At 60.2% G+C, this 16,062-nt stretch carries 17 protein-coding genes; 8 read left to right on the top strand and 9 right to left on the bottom strand.

Annotation, left to right across the window (positions count from 1 at the left end; all coding sequences use genetic code 11):
• Positions 1-19 precede the first annotated feature (19 nt).
• Positions 20-1,087 carry an HlyD family secretion protein gene (locus M0412_RS07290; protein ID WP_269698325.1) on the top strand — a complete coding sequence of 356 codons (1,068 nt, stop codon included), beginning with the start codon at positions 20-22 and terminating at the stop codon, positions 1,085-1,087.
• 265 nt (positions 1,088-1,352) lie between these two features.
• On the opposite strand, the gene rplI is transcribed toward M0412_RS07290, so the two are convergent.
• From rplI to M0412_RS07265, 5 genes are all read right to left on the bottom strand, one after another.
• Positions 1,353-1,928 (bottom strand): 50S ribosomal protein L9, encoded by a 576-nt coding sequence (rplI, locus tag M0412_RS07285; RefSeq protein ID WP_046798806.1) that lies wholly within the window; start codon positions 1,926-1,928, stop codon positions 1,353-1,355.
• Positions 1,929-1,942: 14 nt separating this feature from the next.
• A complete protein-coding gene (locus tag M0412_RS07280) occupies positions 1,943-2,917 on the bottom strand; it encodes a DUF2232 domain-containing protein (RefSeq protein WP_142839489.1) in 975 nt (324 codons plus the stop codon).
• Positions 2,918-3,108: 191 nt separating this feature from the next.
• Complete coding sequence (gene rpsR, locus M0412_RS07275; protein WP_003496832.1) at positions 3,109-3,357, bottom strand: 30S ribosomal protein S18; 249 nt, start codon at positions 3,355-3,357, stop codon at positions 3,109-3,111.
• Between the two features lie 13 nt (positions 3,358-3,370).
• Positions 3,371-3,832: a 30S ribosomal protein S6 gene (gene rpsF / locus M0412_RS07270; protein ID WP_003496829.1), complete on the bottom strand. Its 462-nt coding sequence runs from the start codon at positions 3,830-3,832 to the stop codon at positions 3,371-3,373.
• 292 nt (positions 3,833-4,124) lie between these two features.
• Positions 4,125-5,168: an aldo/keto reductase gene (locus M0412_RS07265; RefSeq protein WP_269698318.1), complete on the bottom strand. Its 1,044-nt coding sequence runs from the start codon at positions 5,166-5,168 to the stop codon at positions 4,125-4,127.
• A 221-nt stretch (positions 5,169-5,389) separates the two neighbouring features.
• On the opposite strand from M0412_RS07265, the gene fabD reads away from it, so the two are divergent.
• From fabD to gmk, 7 genes are all read left to right on the top strand, one after another.
• The gene (fabD, locus tag M0412_RS07260) at positions 5,390-6,334 is read left to right on the top strand and encodes an ACP S-malonyltransferase (RefSeq protein ID WP_269698316.1); all 945 of its coding nucleotides are present in this window, start codon (positions 5,390-5,392) and stop codon (positions 6,332-6,334) included.
• 96 nt (positions 6,335-6,430) lie between these two features.
• Positions 6,431-7,168: a 3-oxoacyl-[acyl-carrier-protein] reductase gene (fabG, locus tag M0412_RS07255; protein ID WP_006314577.1), complete on the top strand. Its 738-nt coding sequence runs from the start codon at positions 6,431-6,433 to the stop codon at positions 7,166-7,168.
• Between the two features lie 349 nt (positions 7,169-7,517).
• Positions 7,518-7,754: an acyl carrier protein gene (locus tag M0412_RS07250; protein ID WP_003502080.1), complete on the top strand. Its 237-nt coding sequence runs from the start codon at positions 7,518-7,520 to the stop codon at positions 7,752-7,754.
• A gap of 252 nt (positions 7,755-8,006) precedes the next feature.
• Positions 8,007-9,269 (top strand): beta-ketoacyl-ACP synthase II, encoded by a 1,263-nt coding sequence (gene fabF, locus M0412_RS07245; protein WP_269698259.1) that lies wholly within the window; start codon positions 8,007-8,009, stop codon positions 9,267-9,269.
• Between the two features lie 328 nt (positions 9,270-9,597).
• Positions 9,598-10,818 carry an endolytic transglycosylase MltG gene (mltG, locus tag M0412_RS07240; RefSeq protein ID WP_142839493.1) on the top strand — a complete coding sequence of 407 codons (1,221 nt, stop codon included), beginning with the start codon at positions 9,598-9,600 and terminating at the stop codon, positions 10,816-10,818.
• A 72-nt stretch (positions 10,819-10,890) separates the two neighbouring features.
• The gene (locus tag M0412_RS07235) at positions 10,891-11,778 is read left to right on the top strand and encodes a YicC/YloC family endoribonuclease (RefSeq protein ID WP_269698256.1); all 888 of its coding nucleotides are present in this window, start codon (positions 10,891-10,893) and stop codon (positions 11,776-11,778) included.
• A gap of 4 nt (positions 11,779-11,782) precedes the next feature.
• Positions 11,783-12,445, top strand: coding sequence for a guanylate kinase (gmk, locus tag M0412_RS07230; protein ID WP_142839495.1), 663 nt, complete (start codon positions 11,783-11,785; stop codon positions 12,443-12,445).
• A 1-nt stretch (position 12,446) separates the two neighbouring features.
• Here the strand turns inward: gmk and M0412_RS07225 are convergent, their stop codons facing one another.
• The 4 genes from M0412_RS07225 to M0412_RS07210 form a co-directional block, all read right to left on the bottom strand.
• Complete coding sequence (locus M0412_RS07225; RefSeq protein ID WP_269698836.1) at positions 12,447-13,070, bottom strand: alpha/beta hydrolase; 624 nt, start codon at positions 13,068-13,070, stop codon at positions 12,447-12,449.
• Positions 13,071-13,140: 70 nt separating this feature from the next.
• Positions 13,141-13,971: a 16S rRNA (adenine(1518)-N(6)/adenine(1519)-N(6))-dimethyltransferase RsmA gene (gene rsmA / locus M0412_RS07220; RefSeq protein WP_269698253.1), complete on the bottom strand. Its 831-nt coding sequence runs from the start codon at positions 13,969-13,971 to the stop codon at positions 13,141-13,143.
• The gene (pdxA, locus tag M0412_RS07215; RefSeq protein ID WP_269698251.1) at positions 13,971-14,993 is read right to left on the bottom strand and encodes a 4-hydroxythreonine-4-phosphate dehydrogenase PdxA; all 1,023 of its coding nucleotides are present in this window, start codon (positions 14,991-14,993) and stop codon (positions 13,971-13,973) included. The genes rsmA and pdxA overlap by 1 nt, the downstream gene beginning before the upstream one ends.
• A 26-nt stretch (positions 14,994-15,019) precedes the next feature.
• Complete coding sequence (locus M0412_RS07210; protein WP_269698249.1) at positions 15,020-15,967, bottom strand: peptidylprolyl isomerase; 948 nt, start codon at positions 15,965-15,967, stop codon at positions 15,020-15,022.
• Positions 15,968-16,062 lie beyond the last annotated feature (95 nt).

The following is a 16,062-nucleotide window of genomic DNA, read 5'->3' as shown; positions in this document are numbered from 1 at the left end:
ACCTTCCAAGAGTGACAAAATGCTGAAGAAGTTTTTTACTCCCGTTTCCATTCTCGTTCTGCTCGGCGGTCTCGCCGGCATAGCACTCGTGCTTTACGCCTGGCGGCTGCCGCCGTTCCTCTCCACCGTCGAAATGACCGACAACGCCTTCGTGCGCGGTTACGTCACGACCATGAGCCCGCAGGTCAGCGGTTATGTCGTGGATGTGCCGGTCAAGGACTATCAGGAGGTCAAGCAGGGCACGTTGCTGGCAAAGATCGATGACCGCATCTACCGCCAGAAACAGGCGCAGGCGGCTGCATCGCTCGATACGCAAAAGGCAGCTCTCGATAATTCCCGCCAGCAGGAAAACGCCGCCAATGCCAATATTCTCTCCAGTCAGGCGGCTGTCGACAGCGCCGAGGCCTCGCTGAAACAGGCGCAGCTCGCATCCGACCGGCAGGACAATCTCATCAAAAGCGGCGTCGGAACCTCCAGCCTGCAGGAAGAGGCGCATGCCGCGCTTGAAAAGGCCCGGGCCTCCCTGTCGCAGGCGAAAGCCGCGCTCGAAGTGTCGCGTCAGGACTTGCAGACCATCATCGTCAATCGCAGTTCGCTGCAGGCAGCGGTCGCCAATGCCGAAGCCGCTGTCGAGCTCGCTAAAATTGACCTCGACAATACCGAAATCCACGCACCAGTGGACGGCAGGCTTGGCGAAGTCGGCGTGCGCACCGGCCAATATGTCACGGCCGGAACACAATTGATGGCTGTCGTGCCGCATGATGTCTGGGTCATCGCCAACTTCAAGGAAACCCAGCTTGCCGGCATGCAGGTCGGCCAGCCGGTAACGATCTCGGTCGATGCGCTGCATCGCCGCAAGCTCAACGGCCGTGTCGAGCGGTTCTCGCCGGCCACGGGATCGGAATTCGCCGTCATCAAGCCGGACAATGCGACCGGCAATTTCGTGAAGATCGCCCAGCGCCTTGGCGTTCGCATCGCCATCGATGCGGATCAGCCACTGGCGGCGGAACTGTCGCCGGGCATGTCGGTGGTGGTGCATGTGGATAAGAGCGCGGCGCCGGAGGGGGCTGAGACGGCGGCGAGGTAGTGGGCGTTGAGGGTGCAGAGAGGTTTACCCCCCTCTGTCCTGCCGGACATCTCCCCCTCAGGGGGGGAGATCGACTCGCGGTCAGGTTTCACCCATCTCAACAGTTGCCAATGGAGTGTTGGCAGCGCCTCTTGCCGATCTCCCCCCTTGAGGGGGAGATGCCCGGCAGGGCAGAGGGGGGTATCCAACAACACACTCCAACCCCACAAACAAAAAACCCCGGATGCTTCCATCCGGGGTTTTCCTATGGCCGTTAAGCCAGATCTTATTCGTCGTCGCCGTTGCCGTCAGCTTCCGGATCGAAGAAGTCTTCCGGACGCAGTGCGTCTTCGTCAACGCCGTAGATGGCGTCGGCGGAGGTGAGGCTTTCGCCCTTGGACTGGCGTTCAGCTTCTTCGGCGGAACGGGCAACGTTCAGTTCGACCTGAAGCTCGACTTCGGCGTGCAGGTGCAGGGTAACGTTGTGCAGGCCGATGGTCTTGATCGGCGTGTTCAGTTCAACCTGGTTGCGGCCGATGTTGAAGCCTTCTGCGCCGAGGATTTCGACGACGTCGCGGGCAGCAACAGAACCGTACAGCTGACCGGTTTCGCCAGCCGAACGGACGACGATGAAGGACTTGCCTTCGAGTGCTTCGGCAACCTTCTGGGCTTCCGACTTGCGCTCGAGGTTACGGGCTTCAAGCGTTGCGCGCTCGGTTTCGAAACGGGTCTTGTTGGCGGCGTTGGCGCGCAGCGCCTTGCCCTGCGGCAGCAGGAAGTTACGTGCGTAACCGTCGCGAACCTTGACGGTTTCGCCCATCTGGCCGAGCTTGTTGATGCGTTCGAGAAGAATAACGTCCATCTTCTTGATCCTTTCTAGTTGTTGGTTTCGTTCGAATTGTCGGTTTTCCGTGCAGGCGTCAGCGAGATCGTGCTTCGCACGTCGCTCAGGCCGAGCACGAGAATGATGAACAGCGGAAAGACAAAGACCGCCGAGAGATAAGCGAGGATGAGAACCGGCAGACGCCAGTCCTTTCCGCGCGCTTTTTTATGCAGCGAGGCATAACCTGCCATCAGGAAGCCCGCGCCGAAGGTGCCGCAGATGACCGCGCCAACCATGGCGGCGACGCCCCCGAAGAACATGGCGACGATGCCGCCGAGAAAGATGAAGATCGCGTTGCGGTGCATGCGCAGCGCCGAAGCGATGTCCTCGCGCGGGCGAAGACCCTTGCCGAAGGAACCGACCAGCCGGCTTGCGAAATAATAGGCCGCAAACAGCAGGATGACCCACAGGCCGCCCTGAACGATCGGCAGCATCAGCACCAGCAGCGATTTCGTCTGGGCCAGCGCCTCGGCATTGGGCTCGAACAGGGGTTCGCGGTTCTGTACCGAGGTCATCATGATATCGACCATGCGGGCAACGAGATCAGGGCCGTAGCCGATCATCCAGCCGAGAATGATGACGGCGATGCAGACCAGAATGCACAGATGCAGGACGATGCCGGACAGCGGATACCAGGCGAGCAGATCATCCGGACCGCCGAGTTCGGAGGCCGGGCGCGCCAGATTGGCAAGATGTGAAAGCCAGCCCGCCGGGATCAGCGTGAAAATGGCGATGGTCAGCGCAAAAAGCGGCGACATGACCAGCGCGCCGATGATGGCCGTGGTGATGATCGCGACGATGGCGGCGCGATTGCCCCAGCCCATCCCGGCGATGAAGATCGGCATGGCCGACCCGGCATAAAGCAGGAAGGAAAAGGACGACTGTGCCGTTGCGCCAAGCGTTAAAAACGCGGCGCATATGCCGGCGAGAACGCCGGAGATCAGCACTGTCTGATTCAACTTTTGCACTTCGCTGTCCTGCTGAAACTTGAGCAGTTAGAGGACCGTTCCTTAAGGAGCGTCGTCCCCAACATGGGTTTTATGGTATCGATCCGCGCCCGACGCGGAAGGATTTAGAAACCTTCAACCTACTGCTTAGAAGGCAGTAGCTTCAAAGGAGAAAACGAGGCCGCACCAAAGCGCAGCCTCGCTTCAATTCATTACGCTACGACGTAAGGCAGCAGGCCGAGGAAACGGGCGCGCTTGATCGCCTGGGCGAGTTCGCGCTGCTTCTTCTGGGAAACGGCCGTGATGCGGGAAGGAACGATCTTGCCGCGCTCAGAGATGTAGCGCTGCAGCAGACGAACGTCCTTGTAGTCGATCTTCGGAGCGTTGGCGCCGGAGAAGGGGCACGTCTTGCGACGGCGGTGGAACGGGCGGCGTGCCTGGGAAGAGGATGTATCAGCCATTGGTCAATTCTCCTTATGCACGGTCTTCGCGCGGACGGCGCGGACGGTCTTCGCGGTCGCCGAAGCCACCTTCGCGCGGTGCGCGGGGGCCACGATCTTCACGCGGGCCACGGTCCGGACGGTCGCCGTCACGGCGCGGACGGTCGTCGCGATCGCGCTTCTGCATCATCGCGGACGGGCCTTCTTCGTGGGCTTCGACGGCGATGGTCATGTAGCGAAGAACGTCTTCGTTGATGCGCATCTGGCGCTCGACTTCATGAACTGCAGCCGCCGGAGCGTCGATGTCCATGAGAGCGTAGTGAGCCTTGCGGTTCTTCTTGATGCGATAGGTGAGGGACTTCAGACCCCAGTTCTCGACGCGTCCGACTTTACCGCCGAACGATTCGATAACGCCCTTGTACTGCTCGACAAGTGCGTCGACCTGCTGGGCAGAAATATCCTGCCGGGCAAGGAAGATGTGTTCGTAAAGAGCCATTTAAGCTTTGCCTTTCTTGCGTTTCGTCCTTCACCCGGCAACGGCGCTAAGCCTCAACGACTGCTCTTGGGTGAGGCCGTGAGGCCTTAAAGCAAGAAAAGCGTTGTTCGAGACGGTCGAGAGCGGAGACACGGGAGGCCGGAAAAACCTTATGGTTCCTGCTGTTTCGTTACCGAAACCAGCCCTCCGTTCAGCCACCAGCCAATTGGACCGGGTGTTGTGAACAGCGCGCTTATACCCATTTTTGCCCGGAATGCAAGGACACAGGGTAAAAAAGCGCGCCGTGATGGTGTCAGATCGCCATCGGATACTTGCGATGGATCGCCGCGATCCCATTGAGAACGTCATCCGACAAGGTCACGTCGGCGGCGGCAATATCCACCTTCAGCTGGTCCATTGTTGTTGCGCCGATGATGGCTGCGGCCATGAAGGGGCGGGTGAGGCAGAAGGCGATTGCGAGTTGTGCCGGATCGATCCCATGCTCGGCGGAAAGCTCCAGATAGGCTTTGACCGGCGCTTCCTGATGTGGCTGCAGGCGGCCGCCGAGCTCCCTGTTGATGGTGCCGCGGGATCCCGCCGGGTAGGCGCCGTTCTGGTACTTGCCGGTGAGAAGTCCGGCCGCCAGTGGCGAATAGGCGAGCAGACCGACATCCTCGTGATGGGCGACTTCCGACATGTCCAGATCGAAGCTGCGATAGAGCAGGTTATATTCGTTCTGGATGGTGGCGACGCGTGGCAGGCCGCGGGCCTCGGCGATGTCGATATATTTCTGCGTGCCCCAGGCGCTTTCGTTGGAAAGGCCGATGGCGCGGATCTTGCCGGCTTTCACCAGTTCGCCAAGCGTATCGAGCTTTTCCGTGATTTCGGCGAGCGTGCGCTCCTTGTCCTGACCGGAGGCATCGAAACCCCAGGCGCCGCGGAAGTGATAGGTGCCGCGATTCGGCCAGTGGATCTGGTAAAGGTCGATATAATCAGTCTTCAGGCGCTTTAGGCTGGTATCGACGGCCTCGCGGATGGCGGCGGCATCGATATCGCGGCCACCGCGAATGTAATCACGCCCCGAGCCGGCAACCTTGGTGGCGAGCACGACCTGATCACGCTTGCCGGTCCTTTCGAACCATGTGCCGATATATTCTTCCGTCCGCCCCTGGGTTTCGGCGGAAACGGGGGTGGTGGGGTAAAGCTCGGCCGTATCGAAGAAATTGACGCCGTTCTCGATGGCGTAGTCCATCTGCCCATGGGCATCGGCTTCGGTATTCTGCGTGCCCCACGTCATGGTGCCAAGGCAAATTTCGGACACGGAAATACCCGTGCGGCCCAATAGTCTCTGTTTCATGGAAATGTCCCGGTGCTTGGCGAGATGTTTTGAAGGGTGGCATGAAAGTAATGGGGAATTGCCGCAGTGCAAGAAAAAATATGACTAAAAGAAAGGCTGAATAGGGTGGCAAAACCCTGCGGATGCGCCTGCCGCAGGGCGTCAAGTCTTGACACCGCTGGCCGGAATGTGAATGGAAGTCGCTGGAATAAAGGCAAGCCAGACAAGAAGGACCACATCCCATGGGTATTGCATTCACATTTCCCGGTCAGGGAAGCCAGGCCGTCGGCATGGGCAAGGAGCTTGCCGATACCTACGTCGAGGCGCGCGCCGTGTTCGAGGAAGTGGACGAGGCGCTTGGCCAGAAGCTTTCCGATATCATGTGGAACGGCCCGGAAGAGACGCTGACGCTGACGGCAAACGCCCAGCCGGCGCTCATGGCCGTGTCCATGGCAGTCATGCGGGTTCTCGAAGCCCGCGGTCTGAAGCTTTCCGACGCTGTCTCCTATGTCGCCGGCCATTCGCTTGGCGAATATTCGGCGCTCTGTGCTGCCGGCACGTTTTCGATTGCCGATACCGCGCGGCTTCTGCGCATCCGCGGCAACGCCATGCAGGCCGCAGTGCCGGTCGGCGAAGGCGCCATGGCAGCGATCATCGGGCTGGAACATGATGCGGTTTCGGCAATCTGCGAGGAGGCCGGCATTCTCGGCGTCTGCCAGATCGCCAATGATAATGGCGGCGGCCAGCTGGTCATCTCCGGCTCCAAGGCCGCTGTCGAGAAAGCCGCCGCGATCGCTTCCGAAAAAGGCGCCAAGCGCGCCATCATGCTGCCGGTTTCCGCGCCCTTCCACTCGGCGCTGATGGCGCCGGCTGCGGAAGCGATGCGCGAGGCGCTGGCCAAGGTCGAAAAGAAGGCGCCCGTCGTGCCCGTCATTGCCAATGTGCGCGCCGCGCCGGTTTCCGATGCCGACGAGATCGCCGCCCTGCTGGTCGAACAGGTGACGGGTCAGGTGCGCTGGCGCGAAACGGTTGAGTGGTTTGCCGCCAACAATGTCACGCAGCTTTACGAGATCGGCTCCGGCAAGGTGCTGACGGGCCTTGCCCGCCGTATCGACAAGACGGTGAACGGCGTTGCCGTCAACGGCGCGGCCGATATCGACCAGCTTCTTGCCACGCTTATCGGCTGAGACGGGCTTCGCCCCGCAACGGCTTTATTTTTGACAATTCCCGACGCAGAACCGCAAAAAGCTCCTGCAGGATTTGCTCTAAAGAAGGAACGGACCATGTTAGATCTGACAGGCCGCAAGGCTCTCGTAACCGGCGCGACCGGTGGCATCGGCGAAGAAATCGCCCGCCTTCTGCACAAACAGGGCGCAACCGTCGGCCTGCATGGCACGCGCGTCGAAAAACTCGAGGCGCTGGCGGCGGAACTTGGCGATCGCGTCAAGATTTTTCCGGCTAACCTTGCCGACCGCGCCGAGGTCAAGGCTCTCGGCGAAAAGGCCGAAGCCGAGCTGGAAGGCGTCGATATTCTTGTCAACAATGCCGGTATCACCAAGGACGGTCTCTTCGTGCGCATGAGCGACGAGGACTGGGACAACGTCATCGAAGTGAACCTGACCGCGATGTTCCGCCTGACGCGTGAGCTGACGCATCCGATGATGCGCCGCCGTTTCGGCCGCATCATCAACATCACCTCCATCGTCGGTGTCACCGGTAATCCCGGCCAGGCCAATTATTGCGCCTCCAAGGCCGGCATGATCGGTTTTTCGAAGTCGCTGGCGCAGGAAATCGCCACCCGCAACGTCACCGTCAACTGCGTGGCTCCGGGCTTCATCGAAAGCGCCATGACAGGCAAGCTGAACGACAAGCAGAAAGACGCCATCATGGGCGCCATTCCCATGAAGCGCATGGGCACCGGCGCTGAAGTCGCGTCCGCCGTTCTTTATCTGGCTTCCAATGAAGCCGCCTACATGACCGGCCAGACCCTGCACGTCAACGGCGGCATGGCGATGATCTGACGCGCTTCCAGCCGTCATGAAAAGGATTGCGGCGCTATTTCAGCACCTTCTTGGGTAGCTCGCGCCGCAAGGCTCCGCGGACCGGTTTCCGGCTAAATTGCCTGTCATACGCTGTGCTTAGCGCGTTTTCAGGCTTTTCGACCGATTGAAACCGTGTTAAGCGGGCCAAGACTGTGAACAGTCGTCCCGGAGAGACAGGAAGCCGTTGCGATTTTGCGTGACGATGTCTAGCTTGGACCGGGTTGAACGGGTTTGCCAGCGGTGCCGGATTTGAACGGCGCATGAGGGCTTCTAACAGGGCAGGGTGCCGCAAGGCATTCCCTTCAAAATAAAGGTCGAGGAAACCGACATGAGCGATATCGCAGAACGCGTAAAGAAAATTGTAATTGATCATCTTGGCGTTGACGCCGACAAGGTTGTCGAAGGCGCCAGCTTCATTGACGATCTGGGCGCTGATTCGCTCGACACCGTTGAACTGGTCATGGCTTTCGAAGAAGAATTCGGCGTTGAAATTCCCGACGACGCAGCGGACTCGATCCTGACCGTTGGCGACGCCGTCAAGTTCATCGAGAAGGCCCAGGCCTGATCGACCTTCATGGGGGAGGTGCAATATCCTCCCCATCTTGGCCCGGCTCGTCCGGGCCAATGTTTTATAGAGAGACGGTACGTGCCCAAACCGGCGCGCGTTCCAGGCTCCGCATAAGCTCCCCGGCCGGAAACGGCGCGCGGCGAAAATTATGCGGACATTTGAAATGCTGCAGCGTCTCGCAAACGTCAGTTCATGGCGTCCGGCATTGCAGAAAAGACCGATGATTTGGATAAGGGCGGAGCATTGGCGATGAGGCGTGTCGTTATCACCGGTACCGGCATGGTATCTCCTCTTGGATGTGGAACGGAAGTCACCTGGGAAAGGCTGCTCGCCGGCCAGAACGGCGCCCGTCTCGTAACTGAATTCGAAGTCGAGGACCTGCCCGCAAAGATCGCCTGCCGCATTCCCGTCGGTGATGGCTCCAACGGCACCTTCAATGCCGATGACTGGATGGAGCCCAAGGAACAGCGCAAGATCGATCCTTTCATCCTGTACGGCATGGCCGCCGCCGACATGGCGCTTGCCGATGCGGACTGGCATCCGGAAACGGATGAGGACCAGATCGCGACAGGCGTTCTGATCGGCTCCGGCATCGGCGGCCTGGAAGGCATTGTCGAGGCGGGCTATACGCTGCGCGACAAGGGCCCGCGCCGCATTTCACCATTTTTCATTCCCGGCCGTCTGATCAATCTCGTATCCGGCCAGGTTTCCATCCGCCACAAGCTGCGCGGACCGAATCATTCCGTGGTAACGGCCTGCTCGACCGGTGCGCATGCCATTGGCGACGCCGCCCGGCTGATCGCGCTTGGCGATGCCGACATCATGGTTGCCGGTGGTGCCGAATCGCCGGTCTGCCGCATCGCGCTTGCCGGTTTTGCCGCATGCAAGGCGCTTTCCACCCAGCACAATGACGACCCGCAGAAGGCATCCCGCCCCTATGACCGCGACCGCGACGGTTTCGTCATGGGTGAGGGCGCAGGCATCGTCGTTCTGGAAGAGCTGGAACATGCCAGGGCGCGCGGCGCGAAGATTTACGCCGAAGTCGTCGGTTACGGTCTTTCCGGTGATGCCTACCACATCACGGCCCCGTCTGAGGACGGCGAAGGCGCCTATCGCTGCATGTTGATGGCGCTGAAGCGCGCGGGTCTCACGCCTGACGATATCGACTACATCAATGCCCACGGCACCTCCACCATGGCCGATACGATCGAGCTTGGTGCGGTAGAGCGGCTTGTCGGCGATTCGGCCTCGAAGATCTCCATGTCTTCCACCAAGTCGGCCACCGGCCATCTGCTGGGTGCGGCGGGTGCGATCGAAGCGATTTTCGCGACGCTCGCGATCCGTGACAACATCGTTCCGCCGACGCTGAACCTCGACAATCCCGATGTCGAGACGAAGATCGATCTGGTGCCGCACAAGGCGCGCAAGCGGCAGGTCAATGTGGCGCTCTCGAACTCTTTCGGTTTCGGCGGCACCAACGCCTCTCTCGTGCTTCGTCGTTACGAAGCATAATTGCGGCGGCGGCTTGCCGCCGCTGGCGCCCTCCCACCGGGTGCTGACAAAGGACGTTCTTTCCTTTGAAGAACGCATTGCGGCTTGCGAAAGCCATTCCGGTTTTCGCGCCGATATTGTAGTCGTTTATGGGAAGCGTTTGCCGGTTCGGGGTGATTTCCGGCCGCAGGCTGCTTCCTCCATCGGCTTTGTCCGAAACGATGTTCGTGAAGCGGAATAGCAAGCCTTCACGATATCTCTATGTGGTGCAGGAAGACATTCCGAACCTGTTTTTGCCGCATTACCTGCGCAAAAAGCGCTGACAACGCCGAACTGAAAAGGACCGACGGTGAGCGACACGAACCAGAACAGCCAGGGACCATACGGACAGAACGGCGCGGGCGAATCCAATCGCGGCCCGATCATTCCGAAATCCCCAACCGAGGCGCTGCGCCCGGAAAAGGTGCCGGCCCCGCCGAAGCGCTCCCGCAAGGCCCATGGCCAGCTGGTGATCTTCCTGAATTTTCTGATGACGCTTGCGGTTGCCGTCTGTGTCCTGGCCATTGCCGCTTTCTATTACATGATCAATGCGTTCCAGGAGCCCGGTCCACTTCAGACGAACACACATTTCACGGTGCGCAACGGCGCTGGCATTATCGAGATTGCCAATAATCTCGAACGCAACGACGTCGTTTCGAATGCCCGCATTTTCCGCCTGATGACCGGCAGCTACCTGCAGAAGGACCAGACGCTGAAGGCGGGCGAATATGAGATCAAGGCCGGCGCATCGATGAAGGACATCATGATGCTGCTGGAATCCGGCAAGTCGATCCTTTATTCCGTGTCGCTGCCCGAAGGTCTGACCGTCAAGCAGATGTTCGCGCGCCTTGCCGCAGACGAGGTACTGGATGGCGAACTGCCCTCCGCCTTGCCGGAAGAAGGCAGCCTGCGCCCTGATACCTATCGCTTTACCCGCGGCACCAAGCGCGAAGAGATCATCAACCAGATGAGCGCGGCGCAGGACAAGCTGATCGACATGATCTGGGAACGGCGCGACCCCGACCTGCCGATCAAGACCGTCGAGGAATTCGTGACGCTCGCCTCGATCGTCGAGAAGGAAACCGGCAAGGATGACGAGCGCGCCCATGTCGCCTCCGTCTTCTATAACCGCCTGAAGAAGGGCATGCGCCTGCAATCCGACCCGACGATCATCTACGGTCTGTTCGGCGGCGACGGCAAACCCTCCGACCGGCCAATCTATCAGTCGGACCTGCAAAAGCAGACGCCGTTCAATACCTATGTCATCAAGGGCCTGCCGCCGTCTCCCATCGCCAATCCGGGCCGGGCAGCACTTGAGGCGGTTGCCAATCCGTGGCGTACCGACGACCTTTATTTCGTTGCCGATGGCACAGGCGGCCACGTCTTTGCCAAGACGCTGGACGAGCACAACGCCAATGTCCGCCGCTGGCGCAAGATCGAGGCGGAAAAGGCGGCAGCCGGCGCCAATCCGGATGTGGCCGTGGATGGCCAGCCGGGCGGCGCAGAGGCGGAAAAACCGACCAATAATTGATTGATGATCCTGACCGGGCCCTGCCAAACGCAAGGCCCGGTTTTGTACGGCATGACCGGGGGGCTTCCAGATATGACATTACAATCGATGACCGGCTTTGCGCGCAGCGAAGGAACATCCGGCCGTTACCGCTGGGCGTGGGAACTGCGCTCGGTAAACGGCAAGGGGCTTGATATGCGCCTGCGCCTGCCGACCGGTCTGGAAGCGCTGGAAACAGCCCTGCGGGAAATTGCGGGCGGGCACCTTTCCCGCGGCAACATCCAGGCGGGATTGACGCTGGCCATTGCGGAAAACCGGCTGGAGGCCGTCATCAATCGTGATGCTCTCGCTGCTGTTCTGGCGCTCAAACAAGAGCTTGGCGATGTCGTGGAAGACAAGCCGCTGAGCTTCGATACGCTGCTGTCACTGCGCGGCCTCGTCGATTTTCGCGAGGCGGAAGATGACGCTGAGGCGCAGGCCGCACGCAACGCCGATGTGCTGGCCGGTTTCGCAGTTGCCATCGAGAAGCTGAAGGACATGCGCGAGCGGGAAGGCGCTTCGCTGTTTGCCATCCTGTCCGGGCAGATCGACAGGATCGAGACGCTTGTGGAGCTTATTGAAAACGATCCTTCCCGCCAGCCGGAACAGATTGCGGCAAGGCTTGCCCAGCAGATCGCCCTGATCGGCGAGGGCATGCACGGGCTCGATCGTGATCGCCTCCACGCCGAGGCGGCGCTGATCGCCACCAAGGCGGACCTGCGTGAAGAGCTGGACCGGCTGCGCGCCCATGTGCAGGCGTCGCGCGAGCTTTTGACGAATGGCGGGCCCGTCGGCCGCAAGCTCGATTTTCTTGCACAGGAATTTAACCGCGAGTCGAATACAATCTGTTCCAAATCGAACGCCAGTGCGGTAACCGCAGCAGGCATAGAGCTGAAAGTGGTTATCGACCAGTTCCGCGAGCAGGTCCAAAATCTGGAGTAGACCCATGGCCCCGGTGAATGATTCTCCCGTCACGATTGCCCGCAGAGGGCTGATGCTGGTGATTTCTTCACCATCGGGCGCAGGCAAATCCACGATTGCCCGCAACCTGCTCGACAAGGACAAGAATATCGGTCTGTCCGTCAGCGTCACGACGCGCCCGCGCCGCCAGAGCGAGATTGACGGCATCCACTACCATTTCATTTCCAAGCGTGAATTCGAGCGCTTGCGGGATAGCGATGCGCTGCTGGAATGGGCAGAGGTCCACGGCAATTTTTACGGCACCCCGCGCGGGCCGGTAGAAGATGCCATGGCTGTTGGCCGCGACATGCTGTTCGATATCGACTGGCAAGGCGCCGAGCAGTTGCAGGACAAGATGAAGGCCGACGTCGTCTCGATCTTCATCCTGCCGCCGACCATGACCGAACTGCAATCGCGCCTGCACCGCCGGGCAGAGGACACCGAAGAGGTCATCAAGACGCGCCTCGTCAATTCCCGCGCTGAAATAGAGCACTGGCGCGATTATGACTATGTCATCCTCAACGACGACCTGCAGGCGGCCTTCGAAGCCGTGGAGGCCATCGTAAAAGCCGAACGCGTCCGCCGCGACCGCCGTCACGGCATGTTCGATTTTGTGCGGGCGCTGCTCGAGGAAGAGCCGCAGCTCTGATTTACGCTGCGGGTCCACGCGCCAGCCATTGACGGGTCAGTCGCTCGTCCATGGCATCTTCTGCCCATCCATGGCCCGCGTCGATCGTTTCCAGAATGACCTCCGCACCGGCTGCAGCCAGTTGACCGGCCAGATGCGGGGCATCGGAGGGGTGACGCCGGTCGTCACGGGCGCCCGCAAGCAAAAGTATGGGATACCCTGCGAGGTTTGGAAGAGGCTGTTCACTCCTCGGAGATAGTGGGCGAAGCAGGATAGCGCCCTTTGACGGATGGCGGTCCTGACATATCGTTTCAGCCGCAATGATCGCACCGTTCGAATATCCGACGAGAACGGGTCTTTGCCCCGTCTGCTGAAACACGAAGGTGACAAACCGGCATAGTCTGGCAGCTTGATGTTTCAGATCGTCGATATCGAGCTGTCTGTCAGGCCTTCTGCGAAAAAACGCGAAGCCATTCTCCCAGGGAACAGCCCCTCTCGGCGCATATAAGACGCCCTTAGGAAAGGTGGCGCGGCCAAAGGAGATGAGGTCCTCTTCCGTTCGTCCCGATCCATGCAGCAGGACAACCGCGCAGTCGGGTGTTTCGGTGGGAACATCGAGCTTGTAGTGAAAACCGGCATTCTCCACGCTTGTTCCTCTAATCGCAGGGTCCACGAACCTGTGTCCCACCGTCCAGAACAGTGCATCACAGAGCGTGTTACAGGCAATTCGCCAATGTCACGAATTCCTCCACCGACAGCGTTTCCGCCCGTCGTGTGGGGTCAATGCCCGCTCTTTCCAGCAGCGTTTCGCCGCCAAGGCTCTTCACGCTCTGGCGCAACATCTTGCGCCGCTGACCGAAGGCGGCCTCGGTCACTTTTTCAAGCTTGGCGACATCGCAAGGCAGCGGCTTGTCCTTGGGCAGCAGGTGCACGACGGTGGACGTCACCTTCGGCGGCGGGCTAAAGGCCTGCGGTGGCACGTCGAAGGCCATTTCCGATACCGTGCGCCAGCCGGCGAGAACGCCAAGGCGGCCGTAATGATTGTCGCCTTCCTCAGCCACGATGCGCTGGCCGACTTCCTTCTGGAACATCAGCGTCATGGAGAGCCAGAAAGGCGGCCACGCTTTTGGCAGAAGCCAGTTGACCAGCAATTGTGTGCCGACATTGTAAGGCAGGTTGGCGATGATACGCACCGGTTCACCGGCGGGTATCATCGCCTCGAAATCGGTCTTGAGGGCATCGCCCTCAATCACCTCGAGACGCCCGGGATAATGCGCTTCGATTTCCGCCAGCGCCGGCAGGCAGCGGCTGTCGCGTTCGACGGCGATGACCTTTTTGGCACCGAGCGAAAGAATGGCGCGGGTGAGGCCGCCGGGCCCTGGGCCGACCTCAATCACCGTCACGCCTTCGAGCGGCCCTGCTGTCCGAGCGATCTTCTGGGTGAGGTTGAGATCAAACAGGAAGTTCTGCCCAAGGGATTTCTTCGCATCGAGCCCATGGCGCTGGATGACATCGCGCAGCGGCGGCAGTCCGTCTATGGCCGCCATTATGCGACGGCCCGGCTGCGGGCGGAAATTTCCGCCGCCATCTTCAGCGCCGCCACAAGGCTTGCCTCATTGGCGATGCCCTGGCCGGCAATGCCAAAGGCGGTGCCGTGGTCCGGCGAGGTGCGGATGAAGGGCAGGCCGAGCGTGACATTGACCGAATCGTCAAAGCCGAGTGCCTTGGCCGGAATGAGTGCCTGATCGTGATACATGCACACGGCGACATCATAGCGCTTGCGGGCGGCGTCATGGAACATCGTATCGGCGGGCAGGGGGCCGAAAGCATCTATCCCGTCTTTGCGTAGCCGCATGGTCGCCGGATGAACCACGTCGCGGTCCTCGGTGCCAAGCGCGCCGTCCTCGCCCGCATGCGGGTTAAGCCCGGCAACCGCCAGACGCGGAGCTTCTATTCCGAATTTCTGCCGCAGATCGGCATCGACGATACGGCATGTCTCGACAATCAGTTCTTCGGTCAACGCTGCCGGCACGTCTTTGACGGGAATGTGGATCGTGACCGGAACGACGCGGACCTTGGGACCGGCAATCATCATCACCGGCATAACCTGCTCACCCTTAAGGCGCAAAGCGAGATCGGCCAGAAATTCCGTATGACCGGGAAATCCGAAACCCGCTTCGTAAAGCACGGATTTTGCAATCGGATTGGTGACGACGGCTGCAGCCTTGCCCTCAACAGTCAGGGAAACGGCGGTTTCTATCGCCTTGATCGTCGCATGCGCGGCTCCGACATGTGGCTGGCCTGCCTGAACCTCGAACCCGACGGGAAGCGGCAGGATTGGGAAAGCGCGATCGAAAACGCTTACGGCATCCGCCACATCGCAGGTCTCGATATTGACCGGCATGCCGATCAGTGCCGCACGGCTGGCCACCACATCGGGATCACCTATAAAGATAAACGGCGGAAGACCGTTCTCCTGACGCCTGGCCCAGGCGGCAATGGCGATATCAGGGCCGATACCGGCTGGATCTCCCTGTGTGAGGGCAAGCGGCAGGGATGCATGTGTCACGGAAAGACCCGGCTTTCGTATCAGTATCAGGTGTTGACGATCTGCGCCTTCTTGCGCAGCTCATCCATATACTTCTTTTCGTTCGGGTTTTCGCCGTCCTTGGCCTTCATCAGGTCTTCGGACTTGAACACCATCTCCGCCGCATAGTCGTCGGAAACCTGACGCTGCTTGCAGATGGCCAGATATTCGACACCCTTTTCGGTCACGCGCGTTCCGGTGGTGCCGCCTTCCTTGGTCTTTTCAACCAGCGCCTTCCAGTCTTCCGGCAGCTCAGGCGCGAGAATGCGGCCAAGATCCTTGATCGCCACGTCGCGCATGGTTGCTGCAAAGGTCATGGCCTGGTCGCAGCCGGGATAACGCTTGCGCGAAGCTTCAGCCTCGGATTTGCGTTTGCCGGTAATGGAATTACGCTTGGATTCCGGGATGACGAAGATGACCTGCTGCAGGAAATATTCGGTCGTGACCGGCTTGTTGCCACGTTCCTGCAGGCGGGTAACGAGGTCCTGGTTCGACATCTTGCCGCGTGCGCCATAACGGGCGTTAACAAGGCGAGGCCAGCTCATCTGCACGGCGATGAAGGCTTTGAAATGGTCAGCACCGACGCCCGCTTGTGCCAGCACCTTCGATAATTGATCCGGTTTCATCTTGTTGTTGCCGGCAAAACGCGCAAAAGCGGCATCGACCTCATCGGTGCTGACCGACATTTTCACCCGGCCGATTTCCTCGCGTTTCAGTGCCTCATCGACCAGCTGCTCGCGCGCCTTTTCGTTGAGATTGCCGGACTGGCGCTGCAGCTTCAGGAAGGCGACGCGCTTGGCGATATCGTCGTTGGTGATCGGTGTCTTGTTGACGACGATCTTGACCGTGGCATCGGCGAAAGCCTGGCCGGTATAGGGCACGGCGGCCATGGGAACGGCAAATATCGCAAAGGCGAAAGCAGCGCCACGCAAAGCCGTCTTTCCGAAATTCATCATGTCCTTCTCCCTTTCGTCGGGCAGGGGCCTGTCTCCCTGTCCCGCCAGTCTGTTCTGCCTGACGGTGGAAATTTCGCATTCCCCGGCCTGTCAGA

Origin of the sequence: Agrobacterium sp. O3.4 (assembly GCF_041414895.1) — a bacterium.
In the GTDB taxonomy this organism is placed as follows: Bacteria; Pseudomonadota; Alphaproteobacteria; order Rhizobiales; family Rhizobiaceae; genus Agrobacterium; species Agrobacterium cucumeris.
Note: the sequence above shows the minus strand (reverse complement) of the source record. Positions and strands in the feature narration are given on the sequence as shown.